Here is a 19,003-nt window from a genome sequence, read left to right as displayed (position 1 = left end):
TCGCGCCATGACCATCATGTCCAGGGAACCGCTCAACAACCTGCCGCAACTGCCGCGCCGCCGCCTCGGGGCGCACGGCCCGGAGGTCTCCGCGCTCGGGCTCGGCTGCATGGGGATGTCCGATTTCTACGGGCCCGCGGACGAGGCCACGTCGATGGCCGTCCTGCACCGCGCGCTGGACCTCGGGATGAATTTCCTCGACACGTCCGACATCTACGGCAACGGCGCCAATGAGCGCCTGCTGTCCGGACTGCTCGCCAACCGCCGCCGCGAGGTGGTGCTGGCCACGAAGTTCGGCATCGTGCGCAATGCCGACGGCCTGTCGGCCGGCGTGAACGGGCAGCCGGCCCATGTCCATGCGTCCTGCGATGCCAGCCTGCGCCGGCTCGGCGTCAACCACATCGACCTGTACTACCTGCACCGCGTCGACAAGTCCGTGCCCATCGAGGAGACCGTGGGCGCGATGGCCGAGCTGGTGCGCGCGGGCAAGGTGCGCCATCTGGGCCTGTCGGAAGCGTCCGCCGAGACGATCCGCCGCGCCCACAAGGTGCACCCGATCGCGGCGGTGCAGTCCGAGTACTCGCTGTGGACGCGCGACGTCGAGGCCGAGGTGCTGCCGGCCTGCCGCGAGCTCGGCATCGCGCTCGTGCCCTACAGCCCGCTCGGACGCGGCTTCCTGACCGGCGCCATCCGCAGCGCCGATCAGCTGGCCGCCAATGACTGGCGGCGCGTCAATCCGCGCTTCCAGGGCGATCACCTGGCGCAGAACCTCGCGTTGGCCGATGCGATCGTCGCGCTGGCCCGCGACCACGGCCTCGCGCCGGCGCAACTCGCGCTCGCCTGGCTGCTGGACCGCGGTCCGGATGTCGTGCCGATCCCGGGCACGCGCTCGATCACGCGCCTGGAGGAGAACGCGATGGCCGCGCGCCTGCGCCTGAACGACGTGCTGCGCGAGGAGCTGCGCGATCTGCTCGACGAGCATCCGGTCGCCGGCGAGCGCTATCCCGAGGTGTCCATGGCGCTCGTGAACGCCTGATACGCCTGATCCGCGTGGGGCGCTGATGGGGCCTCACGCCTCGTGCAGGCCCAGGAAGCTGCCCATGTCGTGATACGCCTCGTCGAGCGCGAGGCGGAAGGCCGCATCGCGCGGGCGCTTGTCGATGAAGCCGAGGTCCGGGATCAGCGTCCCGGCCTCGACCTTCAGGTTGGCCCAGCCGATGACCTGCTCGCCCCAGAGCATGGGCAGCGCGTAATGGCCCATCGTGCGCCTGGCCGCCGGGGTGTAGGCCTCGAAGCGGTAGGCCCAGCCCCACAGGCGCTCGAAGCGGCGCCGGTCCCAGACCAGCGGATCGAAGGGCGCGAGGAAGCGCAGGCGGTCGGGGGCGACGCGGTGCGCGCGTGAGGTGGGCGTCTCGTCGGCGGGCCAGTACCAGAGCTCGCCGTCGACCTTGGCGTGTCCCCATCGGGCCTTGGCGTCCTTGAGCACCTGCCTCGCCTCGACCTTGAGGTGCGGCGCGCCGTAGCCCAGCAGCGAGGTGAGGTAGCCGAGGCTGGGCGCGGGCAGCGGCGCGTACAGCGCGACGATCATGTCCAGCAGCGCGGCCGCGCGTGCGCGCCGGGCCTCGGGGCTGTCGTCCTGCGGCAGGTGATCGATGGCCTCGTACACGCGCGTGCCGGAGTCGCGCCGGGCCACGCGCAGCAGGCCGCGGTAATGCATGCCGTCCAGCAGGTGCGTGCTCGCGTTGAGCTCGCCGCCCCAGTACCCCTCGACGCGGCCATGGCTGAAGGCCGCCTGGACGTGCTGCGGATGGGTGCGGCCGCGGGCGCGGACGAAGTCCAGGACCTCGGCCGCGCGGCTGTTCATCGCGTCATCCCAGGCGCGGCGGGCCACGCGCGGGTGCAGCAGCGCCAGCGTCTCGCGCGGCAGGAAGCCGTAGTTGACGAGGCAGTCCTCCTCGACGGCGAGCCGCGCGTAGCGGGACTCGAGCTGGCCGGCGCGGTAGTCCTTGACCCGGTGCATCAGGATCAGGTCCTGCGCGCGGGCCGGCGCGCGGATCGGGTCGGCCTGCACGAAGCCCAGGCGCTGGATCGCCCGCAGCAGGGTCGTCGGCTTGAAGAAGGTGCGCGCGATGGCGTGGCGGCGCAGCGCGTCGTGGTCGATCACAGGCATTCGGAAGCGGCGGTCATCGAAAGACGTGACGGTAACCGCGTCGGGGCGCGGGTTCTGTCAGCAGGCCTACAGCGGCGCGAAGCCGCTGGGGGCCTGCTCGACCGTGTCCATCTGCATCTCGAAGCTGAAGAAGCGGTTGCGTCCGCGCGACTTGGCCGTGTACAGCGCGTCGTCGGAGCGCCGCAGCAACCCCTCCACCGACGTGTCCGCGTCAGGCACGCAGGTGGTGATGCCGCCGGAGAGCGTCACGTGGGGCTCGACCGAATCCGGGTGCAGCATGTTGCAGGTGCGCAGCGTGCGCATCACCGCCCGCGCGAAGGTCATCGCACCCGAGCGGGGCGTGCCCGGCAGGATCAGCGCGAACTCCTCGCCACCGTAGCGCGCCGCGCAATCACGCGGGCGGCGGCAGGTCTGCTGCAGCAGCTGCGCCACGCGCTGCAGGCAGGCATCGCCGGCGATGTGGCCGTAGCTGTCGTTGTAGCGCTTGAAGTGGTCGATGTCGCACAGCACCAGCGTCAGCGGCTGCTGATCGCGGCGGCAGCAGGCGATCTCCTGAGCGAGCCGCGCATCGAAGGCGCGGCGGTTCAACAGCCGCGTCAGCGCGTCCTCGCCCGAGAGCTTCTCCAGGCGCTGATTGCTGTCGCGCAGCTCGTCGGAGACCTCCTGCAACCGCGCCTGCATGCGGCGCAGCCGCTGCATCGCGCGCAGCTTGGCCTGCAGCACGGTGTTGGAGACGGGTTTGACCAGATAGTCGTCGCCGCCGGACTCGATGCCCTGCCAGAGGTCCTGGTCGCGATCGCGGCTGGACAGGAAGATGATCGGCGTCCAGCCACCGTTCTCGTGCGCCCGCATCTGGCTGGCGACCCAGTACCCGTCGTGGTCGGGCATCTCCACGTCCAGCAGCACGAGGTCGGGATGGTCGCCGTCGAAGCGGGCCAGCGCGCTGTCGCCGCCGTCCGCCTCCAGCGTGTGGTGGCCGATGGCCTGGAGCTGGCTGCACAGGAATCCGCGCGTGCTGGCCTGGTCATCCACGACCAGGATGCGAAGAGGCGGCAGCGAGGCGGAAACGTCCATGGCCGGGCATCAACAGCAGCGGCAACCAGATGTGCCGGCGTCGATTATGCGCAGCCGGTCCCGCCGAAAGGACCTGGGGTATGCCTCAAGTGGGGGACGCCGGCGGGGGCGATGCCACCCCGGCGGGGGACGCTGCAGGTGCCGCGGGCACCGCGGGTGCCGCCTGACGGCGCTGCTCGGCCGTGTCCATCTGCATCTCGTAGCTGAAGAAGCGGTTCCGGCCGGTGGACTTGGCGTTGTACAGCGCGTCGTCGGCGCGGATGATCAGCCCCTCGGCGCTGGTGCTGTCGTCGGGCAGGCAGGTCGTGATGCCACCCGAGAGGGTGATCCGCTCGCCCGTGGGCGAATCCGGATGGGGGATGGCCGCCAGCTCCACCGTGCGCATCAATGCCCGGGCATAGGTCATCGCACCGGAGCGCGGCGTGTTGGGCAGGATCAGCGCGAATTCCTCGCCGCCGTAGCGTCCGGCGCAGTCGCTGGGACGGCGGCAGGTCTCCTTGAGCAACTGGCCGATGCGGCGCAGGCAGGCGTCACCGGCGACATGGCCGGCGGTGTCGTTGTAGCGCTTGAAGTGGTCGACGTCGCACAGCATCAGCGTCAGCGGCTTGCCTTCGCGGCGCGCGAGGTCCAGTTCCTGCTGCAGCCGGGCATCCAGCGCCCGGCGGTTCATCAGGCCGGTGAGGGCGTCCACGCTGGAGAGCTCCTCGAGCTGGGCGTTGGCCGCGCGCAGGTCCTCCGACATCTGCACGAGCCGCGTGCGCATCTGCGCCAGGCGCTGCATCGCGCGCAGCTTGGCGTGCAGGATCATCGCGGAGGCGGGCTTGATGAGGTAATCGTCGCCGCCCGACTCGATGCCCTTCCAGACGTCCTCGTCCTGGTTGAACTGGCTCAGGAAGATGATCGGCGTCCAGCCGCCCGGCTCGGCGGCGCGCATCTCGCGGCAGGTCCAGTAGCCGTCGTGGCCCGGCATCTCGACGTCCAGCAGCACCAGGTCGGGCCGGTAGCGGCGGAACAGCTCCAGCGCCCATTCCGCGCTGTCGGCCTCCAGCACCCGGTGCCCGGCCCGGTCGAGCTCGGCGGTCAGGGCCACGCGGGTGGCGCTCTGGTCGTCGACGATCAGGATGGTGAGCGGGGTGGGCGCGTGAGGCAGGGGATGCATCCGGCGATTCTGCCGCGCGAAGGCCCCGGTCGAAAAGCTCAGGGCCGCTCGAGGCGGCCCTGACTTCGGGGGATCAAGTTTTCGCCGCGGCGGGAATCTGCGGCATATGACCGCAAACCCCGGCTCGGCGAGAGGGCTTACAGCCCGGCGGCGGCGCGCAGCGCTTTGGCTTTGTCCGTGCGCTCCCACGAGAACTCCGGCTCCTCGCGACCGAAATGACCATAGGCAGCCGTCTTCGAGTAGATCGGACGCAGCAGGTCCAGCATCTGGATGATGCCCTTGGGACGCAGGTCGAAATGCTCGCGGACCAGCGCTTCGATCTTCTCGTCGGCGATCACGCCGGTGCCCTCGGTGTAGACCGTGATGTTCATCGGACGCGCCACGCCGATGGCGTACGCCACCTGGATCTGGCACTGCTTGGCCAGGCCCGCGGCCACGATGTTCTTGGCCACGTAGCGCGCCGCGTAGGCCGCCGAGCGGTCCACCTTCGTCGGATCCTTGCCCGAGAACGCGCCGCCGCCGTGCGGGCACGCGCCGCCGTAGGTGTCCACGATGATCTTGCGGCCGGTCAGGCCGCAGTCGCCCTGCGGGCCGCCGATGACGAAGCGGCCGGTCGGGTTGACCAGGTACTTCGTGTCCTGCAGCCATTCCTTGGGGAGCACCGGCTTGATGATCTCCTCGATGACGGCCTCATAGAACTCGGGCTTCATCTTGTCGCCCAGCGACATTTCCGGCGAGTGCTGCGTCGACAGCACGACCGTGTCGATGCTGTGCGGCTTGCCGTCGACGTAGCGCATCGTGACCTGGCTCTTGGCGTCCGGGCGCAGGAAGGGCAGGCGGCCGTCCTTGCGCAGCTGGGCCTGGCGCTCGACGAGGCGGTGCGCGTAGTAGATCGGCGCGGGCATCAGCTCGGGCGTCTCGTCGCAGGCATAGCCGAACATCAGGCCCTGGTCACCGGCGCCGGTGTTCAGGTGATCGTCCGAGGCCTGGTCCACGCCCTGGGCGATGTCATTGGACTGCTTGTCGTAGGCGACCAGCACGGCGCAACCCTTGTAGTCGATGCCGTACTCGGTGTTGTCGTAGCCGATGCGCTTGATCGTGTCGCGGGCGACCTGGATGTAGTCGACGTGCGCGTTGGTCGTGATCTCGCCGGCCAGCACCACGAGACCCGTGTTGCACAGCGTCTCGGCGGCGACGCGCGAGCGCGGGTCCTGGGCCAGGATCGCGTCGAGGATGGCGTCGGAGATCTGGTCGGCCACCTTGTCGGGATGGCCTTCAGACACGGATTCCGAGGTGAAGAGGAAATCGCTCGCCAATTTAAACTCCTGTGATTCAAGTCTTCGGGCGTTGCCGAAACCTGGGAGTCAGGCGGCGAACGCTTTAGCGGGATTTATGAGTCGCCCCGCAAGTTGTCCAGATTAACTCGGCGACAGGGGCGCATTATAGGAAAGAGCCTGAACATGGCGTTGGACGGTTGATGGGAAAGCTTGCGACGCATGCGGTGATCGGGTTGTTGTGGCTGCTGCACTGGCTGCCGCTGCGCTGGCTGGCCGCACTCGGATGGGGGCTGGGCGCGCTGCTGCACAAGGTCGCCGGATCGCGCCGGCGCGTGGCGCTGCGCAATGTCGAGCTCTGCTTCCCGGCCATGCCGCTGGCCGAGCGCGAGGCGCTCGTGCGCGAGCACTTCGGATGGCTGGGCCGCAGCCTGCTGGAGCGCGGCCTGCTGTGGTTCGCCTCGGACCGCCGCCTGGTGCGCCTGATGCGCATCGAGGGCAACATCAAGCTCTCCGAGCAGGTCGAGCGCCCGGTGATGTGGCTGATGCCGCACTTCGTGGGCCTGGACTGGATCGGTCCGGCGCTGATGCTCAACCAGGCGCGGCCCGGCGCCAGCATCTACCAGCGCCAGAGCAACGCGGTCTTCGACGAGGCGCTGCGCAAGGCGCGCTCGCGCTTCGGGACGACCAAGCTGGTGGACCGCCATGACGGCGTGCGCAGCGTGCTGCGGGCGATCCGCGACGGGTATTCCTTCCTGAACCTGCCCGACATGGACTTCGGTCCCAAGGACTCGGCCTTCATCCCGTTCTTCGGCGTGCCGGCCAACACCTTGCTGGCCCCGGCCAAGATCGCCCAGACCATGCAGATGGTGGTGCAGCCGGTCGTCGTCACGATGCTGCCCAAGGGCGAGGGCATCGTGATCCACGCGCATGAGCCGCTGGAGAACTACCCCAGCGGCGACCTGGAGGCCGACGCCAACCACTTCCATCGCTGGCTCGAGCAGCGCATCCTGGAAAATCCGGCCCAGTATTTCTGGGTCCACAAGCGATTCAAGACGCGGCCGCCCGGCGAGGCGTCGCTGTATTCCCGATAATCCGCCCCCATGAAACTGCGCTTCACCAAGATGCAGGGTGCCGGCAACGACTTCGTCGTGCTGGACGCCACGCGCCATCCGATGCCGCTGACGCCCGAGCAGCTGCGGCGTGTCGCCGATCGCCGTTTCGGCGTGGGCTGCGACCAGGTGCTGGTGATCGAGGCGCCGCGGACGCCGGACGTGGACTTCGGTTACCGCATCTTCAATTCCGACGGGTCCGAGGTGGAGCAGTGCGGCAACGGCGCGCGCTGCTTCGTGCGCTACGTCGTGGACAAGGGCCTGACGGACAAGCGGACGATCCGCGTGCAGACCGTGAACGCGCTGCTGGAGCTGCGCCTGCGCGAGGACGGCCGCGTGACGGTGGACATGGGCGCGCCGGTCTTCGACCTGCCTCGCATTCCCTTCGATCCGCGCGACACGAGCGCGCGCGACGAGAACGGCTTCCAGCGCTGGCCGCTGGAGCTGGGCGACGGCATGACGGCGGAGGTCGCCGTGCTGTCCATGGGCAATCCGCACGCGGTGCAGCGGGTCGACGACGTCGACCACGCGCCGGTGGGCATCGTCGGGCCGCTGGTCGAGACGCACGAGGCCTTCCCGCGCCGCGTGAACGCGGGGTTCCTGCAGGTCATCAGCCGCGGCGAGGTGAAACTGCGCGTGTTCGAACGCGGCGCCGGCGAGACGCTGGCCTGCGGCACGGGCGCGTGCGCGGCGGTGGTCGCCGGCATCCGGCTGGGCTGGCTGGACGCGGCGGTGGAAGTGCACACGCGCGGCGGCGACCTGCGCATCGAATGGGCCGGCATGACGCCGGGAGGCCCGGGGCTCAGCGCCCCGGTCTACATGACGGGGCCGGCACAGACGGTCTTTGAAGGAGAAATCGAACTGTGAGCGGCATCGAAGGCATCACCGAACAAGACATCGCCGATTACCTGGCGAATGACCCGGCGTTCTTCGAACGTCACGCCGAATTGCTGGCCAACGTCCGGATCTCGCATCCGCACGGTCAGCGCGCGGTGTCGCTGCAGGAGCGCCAGGCGGAGCTGCTGCGCGACAAGATCCGCGGCCTGGAGCACAAGATCGTCGAGATGATCCGCAACGGGCAGGAGAACGTCGCGATCGCCGACCGCCTGCACCGCTGGACGCTGGCGCTGATGCTCACGCGCGACGACAGCCAGCTGCCCGAGGTGCTGCTGCGCGAGCTGCGTCATCAGTTCCTGATCCCGCAAGCCAACCTGCGCCTGTGGAACGTGGACGCCGGCCATGCGCTGGCGCCGTTCGCGGCGGAGGTCAGCGCGGACGTGAAGTCCTTCGTCGGCAGCCTGAACCAGCCGTACTGCGGCATCAATTCGGGCTTCGAGGCGGCGCGCTGGCTGGAGGACGACGTGGCCTCGCTGGCGCTGGTGCCGCTGACGGCGGGCGCACCGGCGCAGCCTTTCGGGCTGCTGGTGCTGGGCTCGCCCGATCCGACGCGCTACACGGCCGAGATGGGCACGGAGTTCCTGGCCCGTGTCGGCGAGATCGCGAGCGCGGCGCTGTCGCGTCTCCTGGATGCCGACCCCCATGCCGCCCGCGATGTCGACCGTCAGCCTGACTGACGAGCAGCAGCGTTACCTGGACCATCTGCGCGTGCAGCGCCGCCTGGCGGAGCGCACGCTGACGCTGTACACGGATGCGCTGCAGCGGCTGACCGGTTTCGCCTCGGCGCAGGGGCTGGACCTGTTGCGCCTGAGCGCGCACCAGGCGCGGCGTTTCCTCGCGACCCTGCATGCCGACCGGCTCAAGCCGCGCACGTTGGCGCTGATCCTGTCGGCGTGGCGGGGCTGGTACCGCTGGCTGGGCCAGCAGGGACTGGTCGACGCCAATCCGATCTCCGACCTGCACGCGCCCAAGCAGGGGCGTCCGCTGCCCAAGGCGCTGGGCGTGGACGACGCGGTGCGGCTCGCCGAACACCACCAGTCGCCCGCCGATCCGGTGGCCGAGGCGCTGGAGCGCTGCGTGGTCGAGCTGCTCTACGGCAGCGGGTTGCGGGTGTCTGAACTGGTGGGCCTGGACGTGCGGCATCACGCGACGTCGGCCGGCTGGCTGGTGCCCGAGGACAACGAGGCGCAGGTGCTGGGCAAGGGCGCCAAGCGGCGCGCGGTGCCGCTGGGCGGCCCCTCGCTCGCGGCGGTGCGCGACTGGCTGGCGCAGCGCGGCCAGTGGGCGGCCGCGGACGAGCCGGCCTTGCTGGTGGGGCCGCGCGGTCACCGGCTCAGCGCCGACCAGGTCCGCAAGCGCTTGAAGCAGCGCGCGCTGGCCGCGGGCATGCCCACGCATGTCCATCCGCACATGCTGCGCCACTCCTTCGCGTCGCACCTGCTGCAAAGCAGCGGCGACCTGCGCGCGGTCCAGGAGCTGCTGGGCCACGCCAACATCAGCACGACGCAGGTCTACACGCGGCTGGACTTCCAGCACCTGGCCAAGGTCTATGACGCGGCGCACCCGCGTGCCCGCAAGAAATAACCGATTGAATCCCCGATGCTCCGCTCTGTCCTGAACGCCTCGACCTCCGCCTTCCCATCCCGCCCGCTGCTGTTGTGCTCCGCGCTGATCGCGGCGCAGGCGCACGCGCAAGGGCAGACGTCCACCGCCGCCGAGTCGCCGGCCGCGAGCGTGGTGACCGCCACCGACAGCCGGCCCGCGGCCTTCGAGCTGAACTGGTCGCCGATCAAGATGCCCACGGGGCAGAAGACGGCGTTCCTGGGCGCGAGCTACATGGTCGCGATCAACGAGGACTGGGGACTGGGGCCGGCCGCCTACGGCACGGCCAAGGGCGAGTTCGGCGGCCTGTTCACGGTCGGCTTCAACGTGCAGCGGCGATTCCGCGTCGCGCAGAACGTGCACCTGGCCGCGAGCCTGTACGCGGGCGCGGGTGGCGGGGTGAGCTCCGACCGGGTGCGTCCGGGCGGCGGCCTGATGCTGCGGCCGGAGCTGTCGCTGCGCGGCGAGTTCGGCAACTGGTACGCCGGGGTGGGTGTGTCGCACACGACCTTCCCCAATGGGAACGGCAACATCAAGGACACCGGCGTGGCGTTCACGATCGGCCGGATGGACCGATTCCTGAGCTTCAACCCGAGCGATTCCGGGCTGGCGGGCCGGACGGGCGACCGCACGGGGATGGGCTTCGACGAGATCGCGCTGAGCGCGGGCGTGGAGAAGCCGCGCAGCGGCAGCCGCACGCGGGGTGGGGCGCCGCTGACGGGCCGCAAGGGCAAGGCCGGCGGCGACCTGCGGCAGTACTTCGGCGACGGCTCGTCGTGGTGGGGCCTGGAGGCCTCGGGCGCGGCCTCGGGCGGACATGACGGCTACATGGAGATCCTGGCCAACGCGGGCCAGGACTGGGGCATCGGCAGCCCGCGGCTGCGGGTGGGCGGCCAGGTGTCGTTCGGCCTGGGCGGTGGCGGCGACATGGACACCGGCAACGGCTGGCTGGTGCGGGTCGGGCCGACGCTGCGCTGGATCACGCCGTGGGGGCCGACGCTGCGGCTGGATGCGGGCTACATGAAGGCGCCGTGGGGCCATTACGACTCGGTGCAGGTGCGGGGCTCGCTGGCGCTGCCGCTGGAGAAGGTGTCGCGCATCCTGGACTCGCCGCCGCTGGAAGCGGGCACGGTGCGGGCGCAGACCTGGTACCTGTCGATGCCGTATTTCAAGGAATTCCGCTTCAAGGACGGCAGCCGCGACAACGTGACCGGCCTGGGGCTGGGGATGACGCGTGATTTCGGTGGTCCGTGGTACGGCGTGGCGCACGCGGGCAGCGCGGCGCTGGGCAAGGCGGGGGCGTTCTCGTACGGCATGTTCGGCCTGGGCGCGCAGTCGCCGAAGTGGAGCGGCATGCGCTTCGGCGCGGAGGCGCTGGTGGGCGCGGCCGGCGGTGGTGGCGTGGATGTCGGCGGCGGCGCGGTGACGCAGGGCGAGCTCTGGGGCCAATGGGAAGGCACGGGCCGGGACCGGCTGCGGGTGAAGGTGGGAGTGGGCCAGTGGAAGGCGCTCGGCGGCCAGAAGCAAAGCACGCCGATGGTCAGCCTGAACATCGGCTGGGCGTTCGGGACGCTGGGGCCGGCGGCGAAGCGGTGACGCCACACCACCGCCAAGCTGCAGATTTGGCCTGAGCAGGTGGCTCCAGAATCATCGGTCCCAAGTCGTGGACCGATGAATCATGGACACATGCGACCGCTCAACGCTTGCTCGTCAACTCTGTGGGGCCATGCTGGCCCCGACGGTGTTCGAGGACGCGTCACATGGTCTCTTTCTCTTGACGTACGACGCCGCTGTGACGGGATTCGTTGGCAGTGAGCTGCGCGACGGGTTCGAGGGCGCTGGCGCGACGGTCATCCACCTGACGATGGCGGACGTCGCTCGCGGTGAGTTGTGGTCCGCGATTGCAGCCTCGGTGGGCCGGATGATGGCGGCGCAAACAGTCGACCTCCCGCACGAGAGTGCCGCGTGTGACCGCTTGCCGTTGCTCTATGGATTGCAGCGACTGCAGCGCGTCAGCAACCATGCCGTCATCCTGATGCTCGATGGCATCGAGCATCTGACGCAGGACATTCATCCCGATGACTGGGCCGCGATGTTCTCGTTGAAGTCCGCGCGCGATCAGATGAATCGACCCGGGTTATGTCGACTGGGCTTGATCATGTCGAGCCAGTCCGAAGACGCTCTCGCACGGCTCGTTCGCTCGAACGCATCGCCGTTCTATGGCTCGAGCGTCCGCAGGTTGACGCTCGGACGCGATCTGAAAGCTGCCTGACCGGAGCCTCGGGACTCGCTCGATGCCATGCGGCCGAAGCGACCGGGTGGTTGTCATCAGGGACAATCGCGCCCCTATGAAGATCATCCGTCTGCGCGAGGGCCGTGACCGCTCGCTGCTGCGCCGCCACCCCTGGGTGTTCGAGGGCTCCATCGCCAAGGGCAAGGCCGACGCCGGCGAGACCGTCCGCGTCGAGTCCGCCGAGGGCGCCTTCCTCTGCTGGGCCTCGTTCAGCCCCAATTCCCTGATCCGCGTCCGCGCCTGGAGCTTCGATGAGCAGGAGCGCATCGACGCCGCCTTCTTCGAACGCAAGATCGCCGCGGCCCTCGCGCTGCGCGCGCGCATGCCCATCGACTCCGACGCGGTCCGCCTCATCCACGGCGAGGCCGACGGCCTGCCCGGGCTGATCGTCGACCGCTACGGCGACACGCTCAGCGCGCAGTTCCTGTCCGCCGGCACCGAGCGCTGGAAGCAGACGCTGGCCGATCAGCTGCTCGCGCAGACCGGCCTGGCGCGCATCTACGAGCGCTCCGACGCCAACGTGCGCGCGCTCGAGGGCATGGCGCCCGTCACCGGCTGGTTGCGGGGCGAGGGCGACACCGAGATCGTGATCTCGGAGAACACCTGGAAGCTCAGCCTCGATGTCGCCGAGGGCCACAAGACCGGCTACTACCTCGACCAGCGCGACAACCGTCGCAAGTTCGCCGAGGCGGTCCGCCAGTACGGCTGCGAGTCGGTGCTGAACTGCTTCAGCTACACCGGCGGTTTCTCGGTGGCGGCGCTCGCGGGTGGCGCGACCGAGGTCATCAGCGTCGACTCCTCGGGTCCGGCGCTGGCACGGGCGACGGCGCACGTGGCGCTCAACGGCTTCGATCCGGCGCGGCACACGGCGCTGGATGCCGACGTGAACCACACGCTGCGCGACATGCTCAAGCAGGGGCGGCGTTTCGACGCGATCGTGCTGGATCCGCCCAAGTTCGCGCCCACCGCCGCGCATGCGGACCGCGCCGCGCGCGCCTACAAGGACATCAACCGGCTGGGGCTGATGCTGCTCAAGCCGGGCGGGCTGCTCTTCACGTTCTCGTGCTCGGGCGGCGTGGGGCCGGAACTCTTCCACAAGATCGTCGCCGGCGCGGGCATCGACGCGGGCACCGATGGCTTGATCCTCGATCGCGTCGGCGCGACGCCGGACCATCCGCAGACCATCTACTTCCCGGAGGGCGAGTACCTCAAGGGATTGCTGATCCTCAAGCGCTGAGCGGCTCAGGGGCGCGGGGCGGGCAGAGTCAGGCGGGGTTCAAACTTCGCGCGCTTGACGCTGAAGAAGGCCTTCACGTTGCGGACGTTGGCTTGCTGCGTGAAGAGCCGCTGCACCAGCGCGTGATACGCCGGCATGTCCGGCACTTGCAGCACCAGCACGAAGTCCGGCCCCGGCGCGACGCGCCAGCATTGCTGCACCTCGGGCGCCGCCACGGCGATCGCCTCGAAGGCATCGAGGTGCTCCGCGCCCTGGCGGTCCAGCGTGATCTCGACCAGCGCCGACAGCCCCGCCCCCAGCTTGTCCGGCGACAGGATCGCCACCTGCTTCTCGATGACGCCGGACTCCACCAGCCGCCGCACCCGGCGCAGGCAGGTCGCTGGCGACACATGGGCGCGCTCCGCCAGCGCCTGGTTGGACAGCGAGGCGTCCTGCTGGAGCAACTCCAGCACCCTCAGGTCGATGGCATCCAGAGTGATTGAAGATTCCATGAACTCAATGGAAATGAAAGAAAACATCACCACGTCGATGACGTGATGGATTCTTTCATGAACACAAGAACATTGAAAGCAACCACCTCGTCGACCTGCCTAGCATTCCGCCATTCGCAAATTCAACCGGAACACCGGGGAGACCAAGCATGTGCGGCATCGTCGGGGCAGTCAGCCAAAAGGACATCGTTCCCATCCTGATCGAGGGCCTGAAGCGGCTCGAGTACCGCGGGTATGACTCCTGCGGGGTGGCGGTGCATCAGGACGGTCAATTGCGCCGCGCGCGCAGCACCTCGCGGGTGTCGGAGCTGCAGGCGCTGGCCGCGCAGGACGGCGTGGCCGCGGGCACGGGCATCGCGCACACGCGCTGGGCCACGCACGGCGCGCCGGCGGTGCACAACGCCCATCCGCATTTCTCGCACGGCCCTGGCGCCGACGCGCCGACGCAGCAACCCGGCCGCGTGGCGCTGGTCCACAACGGGATCATCGAGAACCATGACGAGCTGCGCGCCGAGCTCAAGGCCAAGGGTTATGTGTTCCTGAGCCAGACCGACACCGAGGTCATCGCGCACCTGGTGGACTTCCATTACCACGGCGACCTGCTGGAAGCGGTGCAGACGGCGGTGGGCCAGCTGCGCGGCGCGTATGCGATCGCCGTGTTCCACAAGGACGAGCCGCATCGCGTGATCGGTGCGCGCGAGGGCTCGCCGATGGTGCTGGGCGTGGGCAAGGACGACAACGCCGGTGCCAACTTCGTGGCCTCCGACGCGATGGCGCTGGCCGGCGTGACCGATCAGATCGTGTATCTGGAGGAGGGCGATGTCGTCGACCTGCAGCTGGGCCGCTACTGGATCAGCCACAAGGACGCGGCGACGGGCCGTTTCGTCACGGTGGAGCGCGAGGTCAAGACGGTGCACGCGCACAGCGGTGCGGCCGAGCTGGGTCCGTATCGCCATTACATGCAGAAGGAGATCTTCGAGCAGCCGGTGGCGATCGCCAACACGCTGGACGCGGTGACGGGCATCAGCCCGGAGCTCTTCGGCGATGGCGCGTACCGCGTGTTCAAGGAGATCGACTCGGTGCTGATCCTCGCGTGCGGGACCAGCTATTACGCGGGCTCGACGGCGAAGTACTGGCTGGAGAGCATCGCGAAGATCCCGACCAGCGTGGAGATCGCGAGCGAGTACCGGTATCGCGACAGCGTGCCCAATCCGCGCACGCTGGTGGTGACGATCAGCCAGAGCGGCGAGACGGCGGACACGCTGGCGGCGCTGAAGCATGCGCGCTCGCTGGGGATGAAGCACACGCTGACGGTGTGCAACGTGTCGACGAGCGCGATGGTGCGCGAGTGCGAGTTGGCCTACATCACGCGCGCGGGCGCGGAGATCGGCGTGGCGTCGACGAAGGCGTTCACGACGCAGCTGGTGGGTCTGTTCCTGCTGACGCTGGCGCTGGCGCAGACGCGCGGTCATCTGAGCGACGAGCAGGAAGCGGAGCATCTGAAGGCGCTGCGTCACCTGCCGGTGGCGGTGCAGGCGGTGCTGGCGCTGGAGCCGCAGGTGATCGCGTGGAGCGAGGAATTCGCGCGCAAGGAAAACGCGCTGTTCCTGGGTCGCGGGCTGCATTACCCGATCGCGCTGGAGGGGGCGCTGAAGCTCAAGGAGATCAGCTACATCCACGCCGAGGCGTATCCGGCGGGCGAGTTGAAGCATGGTCCGCTGGCACTGGTGACGGCGCAGATGCCGGTGGTGACGGTGGCGCCGAATGATGCGCTGCTGGAGAAGTTGAAGAGCAACATGCAGGAAGTGCGCGCGCGCGGCGGCGAGCTGTTCGTGTTCGCCGATGGCGACACGAAGATCGACAGCGAGCCCGGGCTGCATGTGATCCGCATGCCCGAGCACTACGGCGCGCTGAGCCCGATCCTGCACACGGTGCCGCTGCAGCTGCTGGCGTATCACACCGCTTGCGCGCGCGGCACGGATGTGGACAAGCCGCGGAATCTGGCGAAGAGTGTGACGGTGGAGTGAGGCTCACGGGCGGCCGCATCTGGAGCTTCCCATCGCGTCCATCCCCGCTGCGGTGTCTTCACGATGAGCGACCGTAGCTTGGCTTTGGAAGTCGCATCCGACAAGGAGGCACGACCTCAGCTCTCCACCGGCGCTCCCCAGCCGTCGTAGACCGCGCCGCGCGCGTCCGCCAGCTTCTCGAACCTCGCGGATAGCTCGACCACCGCATCGAGGTCTAGCACCATGCGTCGCGATGCGACCACTTGCCAGGAGGGTTCACCGGGCTCCGGCGCGAAGACCTGCACGTCGAAGTCCAAACCCGCGACCTCTTCTGCTACTGCCATCGCCATCGTCTGAGACGATGCATCGAAGGTGAACTCGGGCTGGTGCGGGAGGGAGAGGTCCGCGCCCAGCTCGGCCATCCTCAAGAGGACCATGGCGTCGGGATCGTCGTTGTTTTTCAGGCGCGCCAGCAACGCAGGAGAGGTTGGCATGTTCGGTGTGGCGCCGCTCGACCGCGGACGCGGTGGGCAGCTGGTTGTAGTGGACTTCTCGCCGACTCTAGCGGTGTACAGCACCGGTCCGCTACGTCGGGCAACGTGAGAACGTGAACTTCCCCCCCGGAATGTCCGCTGCTTGTGAGCCGACCCAGGCCTCGAGTGACCTCCCAAGTGACCTGCTTGGCCGCGTTCACGGTTCTAGAGGTCGGCGGCCGCTACTTGGTAGACGACTCGCTCGCGCGGTGAAAGGTGTTGAACCAAAGGTCGAAGAACACGGCAGGACACTCACCGGCCGATGGAAGTTGAATGGCAAGCGGCGCAAGGAAGTCTGCCTGCCATTCCGGATCGATCCGCTGTACGACACTTCTGCGTGTCCACAGCAAGATCGCTGGGAAGGTGGTCGTGCAGCTCTTGCTTCATACGCTGGTCGAGGACGACGCCCTCCTGAAACCATGGCGCATTGCCAGTAGCGCCAGTCCGGTGACCACCAAATTCTGCAACCGTGGCTCAAGGCGGCAACGGCACCGATTCGCGGCTTTGCCAACAGCAATGTCAACGTCGTGCGCGGCAGAACTTCTCGCATTGCACCAGCCGGCTGCCTTGGCATGACGGAATGCCTACACTCCTCGCCAGCACCGCTCCCGCAGAAGGCAACGCATGACCCCCACCGCTCAACGGCTCGTCAAGGTTGGCGTCGTCGCCGCGATCCTGGCGGCGGCCGCCTACTGGTACTGGTCGCCGTGGCTGGCGATCCATCAGATGCGATCCGCCGCGCGGGCCGGCGATGCCGATGCCTTCAGCGAACGCGTCGATTACCCGCGCCTGCGCGAGAGCCTCAAGGTCCAGCTCGCCGCCGCGGCCGATGCGCGCCTGGGCCAGTCCTCCGAATCGGGCAGCGACATCGCCCGGGCCGGCGCGGCCTTCGGCTCGCTGCTCGCGACTGCGCTGGTGGACCGCATGGTTGATGCGCTAGTGCGGCCCGAGTCCGTCATGCGCGTCATGCAGGAAGGCAAGCTGATGCCCGCGCGATCGGGCCGCTCACGTGATCGCAGCGAAGCGCCCTCCGACCCCGAGGGCCGGAGCGATGGCAACGCGCCCGGCGAGAAACACGACCCCATCTGGAGCACCGAGCACCAGGGCGTGAACACCTTCGTGCTCTACGCGCGCCGGGCCGGTCAGACCGAGGACCGCCGCACGGCGCTCGTCTTCGAGCGCCGCGGCTTCGCGTCCTGGCAGCTCACCGAGATCCGTTTGCCGGCGCTTTGAGCGCCGCGGCCGCGCTGACCGCCAAGCCGAACACACGTCCCGTTTTCACGCCGCCCGATCCTCAGCCGCCGATACCCCCTGCTCGGCCTGCGGCGACCTCGTCATCTGGATCAAGCGCTCTTCCACCGCCATCGACGCGCCTCGCAGGAAGCGCATCTCGGCATCGCCGAAATCGCTCCACGGGCGATGGTCCAGCACGCACAGCGTGCCCAGGCAGACGCCATGCAGGTGAATCGGCGCGCCGGCGTAGAAGCGGATCCTGGGATCGCCCGTCACCAGCGGGTTGTCGTTGAAGCGCTCGTCCTCCAAGGCATCGAGCACCACCAGCGGCGCGGGCCACCACAGCGTGTGGGCGCAGAAGGAGCAGCTGCGCGGCGTGCTGCGGACGGGAAGGCCCACCCGGGCCTTGAAGAACTGACCCTCCGCATCGATCAGCGACACCGCCGACATCGGGACCCGGAAGGAGCGCGCGACGGTCGTCGCCAGCGCGTCCAGGAAGGGGTCGTGCGCGGAGGACAGCAGGTCATGCCGGCGCAGCACGTCCAGGCGCCACGCCTCGTCCTGCGGAAACGGCGGCAGCATCATGCCGCGGCCTCCGTCGGATCGATGCGCAGGTCCCCGCACAGGATCACCCTGCGGCCCTCGATCTCGAAGGCGATCGATGCCGTGAGGCACATCCAGCCGCCCTGCAGCGTGAGGTACGGACGCGTGAGCTGAACCGCCCCGGGGAAGGACACGGCCCGCCGGAAATACTGCCGGCGCGACCAGCGGGCGCCTGCGCAGTCGCGCAGCGGCTCGAACTGCTCGGTGCCCCCGAGCCGCCGTCGCATCCCGTCGTCCCGGAAGGCGACCTCCTCGATCTGGTGACCCCGGTCATCGAGCAGGTAGCACATCGTCGCGCCGTCCGCGGCGAGGAATCCCGCACAGGCGGTGGCCACCGACGCGCCCGCCGCGAGCTGGATGCTGGCCAGCCGAAGATCGTCGCAGTGCGCGCCCATCGATTCGCGCCATCGATCGTCGGCGCGCGACTGCCCCTCGTCGAAGCTGTCCCAGGCCTGCAGCAGCGGGGGATGCTCGCCTTGCGCCGGGAGCACCTCGGCGGCGGGCCGTCCGAAGTAATAGCCCTGGACGAAATCCGCGTCACAGGTGAGCGCCACATGGGCACCGGCCAGGGTCTCGACGCCCTCGATCAGCACCAGGGCGCCGCATTCCTGGATGAGCGAGACCATGCGCTGCAGGATCCGTCTGGCCCTCGCGTCGCCCTTGGCGCGCAGCAGCACGCGGCGATCCAGCTTCACCAGGTGCGGCCGCAGGTCGAAGATGCGTTCGAAGTTGGAGTGCCCCGCCCCGAAGTCGTCCAGTGCGATCAGGCAGCCCAGATCACGCAAGCGCTGCAGGGCGGGGTAGACGCGATCGTCCTCGAAGAGCGGAGACTCGAGCACCTCGATGACGATGCGAGATGGGCGCAGTCCGCTCTCCTCGATGGCGAGCACGATGTCGTCCAGGGCGCCGGTGTCTGGCAGCAGCGACACCGGATGCAGGTTGAGGAGGAGCCATTCCGCCGCCTCGCGCTTGCCCGCCGACACGTAGGCCGACAGATGCTGGCGCACGGCGCGCGCGTCGAGCGCGGCCAGGGAGGCGGGCGTCGTGATCGCGGTGAAGAGCTCGCTGGGGGGCGCAGGGCGGCCATCGGCGCCTTGCGCGCGCAGCAAGGCCTCATGGCCCACCAGGCGACCGTGGGTCAGGCTGAACACCGGCTGGAATGCGGTGTGCAGCGTGAGGGCTTCCGGCGCCAGGGAGGCGACGTCGAGCTCGGCGAGATCTGACATGGTCCGCAGTGGCGCAGCGAGACGCCGAAAAGTGAGGACCCCTCAGTCTGAGCCCTGCGGCCCGCGGCGTGTTGCCGGCGATGTCGCGTGGGC

At 69.0% G+C, this 19,003-nt stretch carries 18 protein-coding genes; 10 read left to right on the top strand and 8 right to left on the bottom strand.

Annotated elements, in window-relative coordinates; genetic code table 11:
• Positions 1–7: 7 nt before the first annotated feature.
• Positions 8–1,036, top strand: coding sequence for an aldo/keto reductase (locus ACNI65_RS20145; protein ID WP_416758951.1), 1,029 nt, complete (start codon positions 8–10; stop codon positions 1,034–1,036).
• A 33-nt stretch (positions 1,037–1,069) separates the two neighbouring features.
• Here the strand turns inward: ACNI65_RS20145 and ACNI65_RS20140 are convergent, their stop codons facing one another.
• The 4 genes from ACNI65_RS20140 to metK all read right to left on the bottom strand — a co-directional run bounded on the left by ACNI65_RS20140 (position 1,070) and on the right by metK (position 5,719).
• Positions 1,070–2,170: a DNA glycosylase AlkZ-like family protein gene (locus ACNI65_RS20140; protein WP_416758949.1), complete on the bottom strand. Its 1,101-nt coding sequence runs from the start codon at positions 2,168–2,170 to the stop codon at positions 1,070–1,072.
• A 66-nt stretch (positions 2,171–2,236) separates the two neighbouring features.
• A complete protein-coding gene (locus ACNI65_RS20135; RefSeq protein ID WP_416758948.1) occupies positions 2,237–3,244 on the bottom strand; it encodes a diguanylate cyclase in 1,008 nt (335 codons plus the stop codon).
• Positions 3,245–3,329: 85 nt separating this feature from the next.
• On the bottom strand, positions 3,330–4,403 hold the full coding sequence (locus tag ACNI65_RS20130) for a diguanylate cyclase domain-containing protein (protein ID WP_416758947.1): 1,074 nt from the start codon (positions 4,401–4,403) through the stop codon (positions 3,330–3,332).
• A 137-nt stretch (positions 4,404–4,540) separates the two neighbouring features.
• The gene (metK, locus tag ACNI65_RS20125) at positions 4,541–5,719 is read right to left on the bottom strand and encodes a methionine adenosyltransferase (RefSeq protein WP_416758946.1); all 1,179 of its coding nucleotides are present in this window, start codon (positions 5,717–5,719) and stop codon (positions 4,541–4,543) included.
• 161 nt (positions 5,720–5,880) lie between these two features.
• Here metK and ACNI65_RS20120 point away from each other — a divergent pair, with 161 nt between their 5' ends.
• The 7 genes from ACNI65_RS20120 (at position 5,881) to ACNI65_RS20090 (ending at position 12,818) form a co-directional block, all read left to right on the top strand.
• A complete protein-coding gene (locus ACNI65_RS20120) occupies positions 5,881–6,771 on the top strand; it encodes a lipid A biosynthesis acyltransferase (protein ID WP_416758945.1) in 891 nt (296 codons plus the stop codon).
• A gap of 9 nt (positions 6,772–6,780) precedes the next feature.
• Positions 6,781–7,656 (top strand): diaminopimelate epimerase, encoded by an 876-nt coding sequence (gene dapF / locus ACNI65_RS20115; RefSeq protein ID WP_416758944.1) that lies wholly within the window; start codon positions 6,781–6,783, stop codon positions 7,654–7,656.
• Complete coding sequence (locus ACNI65_RS20110) at positions 7,653–8,363, top strand: DUF484 family protein (RefSeq protein ID WP_416758942.1); 711 nt, start codon at positions 7,653–7,655, stop codon at positions 8,361–8,363. Before dapF ends, ACNI65_RS20110 begins: the two co-directional genes overlap by 4 nt.
• On the top strand, positions 8,329–9,270 hold the full coding sequence (locus tag ACNI65_RS20105; protein WP_416758941.1) for a tyrosine recombinase XerC: 942 nt from the start codon (positions 8,329–8,331) through the stop codon (positions 9,268–9,270). The genes ACNI65_RS20110 and ACNI65_RS20105 overlap by 35 nt, the downstream gene beginning before the upstream one ends.
• 15 nt (positions 9,271–9,285) lie before the next feature.
• The gene (locus ACNI65_RS20100; protein ID WP_416758940.1) at positions 9,286–10,884 is read left to right on the top strand and encodes a hypothetical protein; all 1,599 of its coding nucleotides are present in this window, start codon (positions 9,286–9,288) and stop codon (positions 10,882–10,884) included.
• Between the two features lie 130 nt (positions 10,885–11,014).
• Positions 11,015–11,560, top strand: a complete 546-nt coding sequence (locus ACNI65_RS20095) for a hypothetical protein (RefSeq protein WP_416758938.1) — start codon at positions 11,015–11,017, stop codon at positions 11,558–11,560.
• Between the two features lie 76 nt (positions 11,561–11,636).
• Entirely contained in the window at positions 11,637–12,818 is a 1,182-nt protein-coding gene (locus ACNI65_RS20090; protein ID WP_416758937.1) for a class I SAM-dependent rRNA methyltransferase, read from the top strand.
• A gap of 5 nt (positions 12,819–12,823) precedes the next feature.
• Here the strand turns inward: ACNI65_RS20090 and ACNI65_RS20085 are convergent, their stop codons facing one another.
• Positions 12,824–13,309 (bottom strand): Lrp/AsnC family transcriptional regulator, encoded by a 486-nt coding sequence (locus ACNI65_RS20085; RefSeq protein WP_416758936.1) that lies wholly within the window; start codon positions 13,307–13,309, stop codon positions 12,824–12,826.
• A 149-nt stretch (positions 13,310–13,458) separates the two neighbouring features.
• Here ACNI65_RS20085 and glmS point away from each other — a divergent pair, with 149 nt between their 5' ends.
• Complete coding sequence (gene glmS, locus ACNI65_RS20080) at positions 13,459–15,336, top strand: glutamine--fructose-6-phosphate transaminase (isomerizing) (protein WP_416758935.1); 1,878 nt, start codon at positions 13,459–13,461, stop codon at positions 15,334–15,336.
• A gap of 116 nt (positions 15,337–15,452) precedes the next feature.
• On the opposite strand, the gene ACNI65_RS20075 is transcribed toward glmS, so the two are convergent.
• Positions 15,453–15,791 (bottom strand): ribonuclease E inhibitor RraB, encoded by a 339-nt coding sequence (locus ACNI65_RS20075; protein WP_416758934.1) that lies wholly within the window; start codon positions 15,789–15,791, stop codon positions 15,453–15,455.
• Positions 15,792–16,472: 681 nt separating this feature from the next.
• On the opposite strand from ACNI65_RS20075, the gene ACNI65_RS20070 reads away from it, so the two are divergent.
• Entirely contained in the window at positions 16,473–17,081 is a 609-nt protein-coding gene (locus tag ACNI65_RS20070; RefSeq protein ID WP_416758933.1) for a DUF2939 domain-containing protein, read from the top strand.
• Positions 17,082–17,126: 45 nt separating this feature from the next.
• On the opposite strand, the gene ACNI65_RS20065 is transcribed toward ACNI65_RS20070, so the two are convergent.
• Together ACNI65_RS20065 and ACNI65_RS20060 are read right to left on the bottom strand one after the other, a co-directional pair.
• The gene (locus tag ACNI65_RS20065) at positions 17,127–17,666 is read right to left on the bottom strand and encodes a GAF domain-containing protein (protein ID WP_416758932.1); all 540 of its coding nucleotides are present in this window, start codon (positions 17,664–17,666) and stop codon (positions 17,127–17,129) included.
• Positions 17,663–18,910, bottom strand: a complete 1,248-nt coding sequence (locus tag ACNI65_RS20060; RefSeq protein ID WP_416758931.1) for an EAL domain-containing protein — start codon at positions 18,908–18,910, stop codon at positions 17,663–17,665. The genes ACNI65_RS20065 and ACNI65_RS20060 overlap by 4 nt, the downstream gene beginning before the upstream one ends.
• Positions 18,911–19,003: the final 93 nt, after the last annotated feature.

This window comes from Roseateles sp. So40a (genome assembly GCF_048081605.1).
Lineage (GTDB): Bacteria > Pseudomonadota > Gammaproteobacteria > Burkholderiales > Burkholderiaceae_C > Roseateles.
This window is presented reverse-complemented; position numbering and strand designations above follow the sequence as displayed.

Coding starts and splice junctions, on each gene's coding strand:
- ACNI65_RS20145 (WP_416758951.1), top strand. CDS start 8: ATGACCATCATGTCCAGGGAACCGCTCAACAACCTGCCGCAACTGCCG.
- ACNI65_RS20140 (WP_416758949.1), bottom strand. CDS start 2,170: ATGCCTGTGATCGACCACGACGCGCTGCGCCGCCACGCCATCGCGCGC.
- ACNI65_RS20135 (WP_416758948.1), bottom strand. CDS start 3,244: ATGGACGTTTCCGCCTCGCTGCCGCCTCTTCGCATCCTGGTCGTGGAT.
- ACNI65_RS20130 (WP_416758947.1), bottom strand. CDS start 4,403: ATGCATCCCCTGCCTCACGCGCCCACCCCGCTCACCATCCTGATCGTC.
- ACNI65_RS20120 (WP_416758945.1), top strand. CDS start 5,881: ATGGGAAAGCTTGCGACGCATGCGGTGATCGGGTTGTTGTGGCTGCTG.
- dapF (WP_416758944.1), top strand. CDS start 6,781: ATGAAACTGCGCTTCACCAAGATGCAGGGTGCCGGCAACGACTTCGTC.
- ACNI65_RS20105 (WP_416758941.1), top strand. CDS start 8,329: ATGCCGCCCGCGATGTCGACCGTCAGCCTGACTGACGAGCAGCAGCGT.
- ACNI65_RS20100 (WP_416758940.1), top strand. CDS start 9,286: ATGCTCCGCTCTGTCCTGAACGCCTCGACCTCCGCCTTCCCATCCCGC.
- ACNI65_RS20095 (WP_416758938.1), top strand. CDS start 11,015: ATGCTGGCCCCGACGGTGTTCGAGGACGCGTCACATGGTCTCTTTCTC.
- ACNI65_RS20090 (WP_416758937.1), top strand. CDS start 11,637: ATGAAGATCATCCGTCTGCGCGAGGGCCGTGACCGCTCGCTGCTGCGC.
- ACNI65_RS20085 (WP_416758936.1), bottom strand. CDS start 13,309: ATGGAATCTTCAATCACTCTGGATGCCATCGACCTGAGGGTGCTGGAG.
- glmS (WP_416758935.1), top strand. CDS start 13,459: ATGTGCGGCATCGTCGGGGCAGTCAGCCAAAAGGACATCGTTCCCATC.
- ACNI65_RS20070 (WP_416758933.1), top strand. CDS start 16,473: ATGACCCCCACCGCTCAACGGCTCGTCAAGGTTGGCGTCGTCGCCGCG.
- ACNI65_RS20065 (WP_416758932.1), bottom strand. CDS start 17,666: ATGATGCTGCCGCCGTTTCCGCAGGACGAGGCGTGGCGCCTGGACGTG.
- ACNI65_RS20060 (WP_416758931.1), bottom strand. CDS start 18,910: ATGTCAGATCTCGCCGAGCTCGACGTCGCCTCCCTGGCGCCGGAAGCC.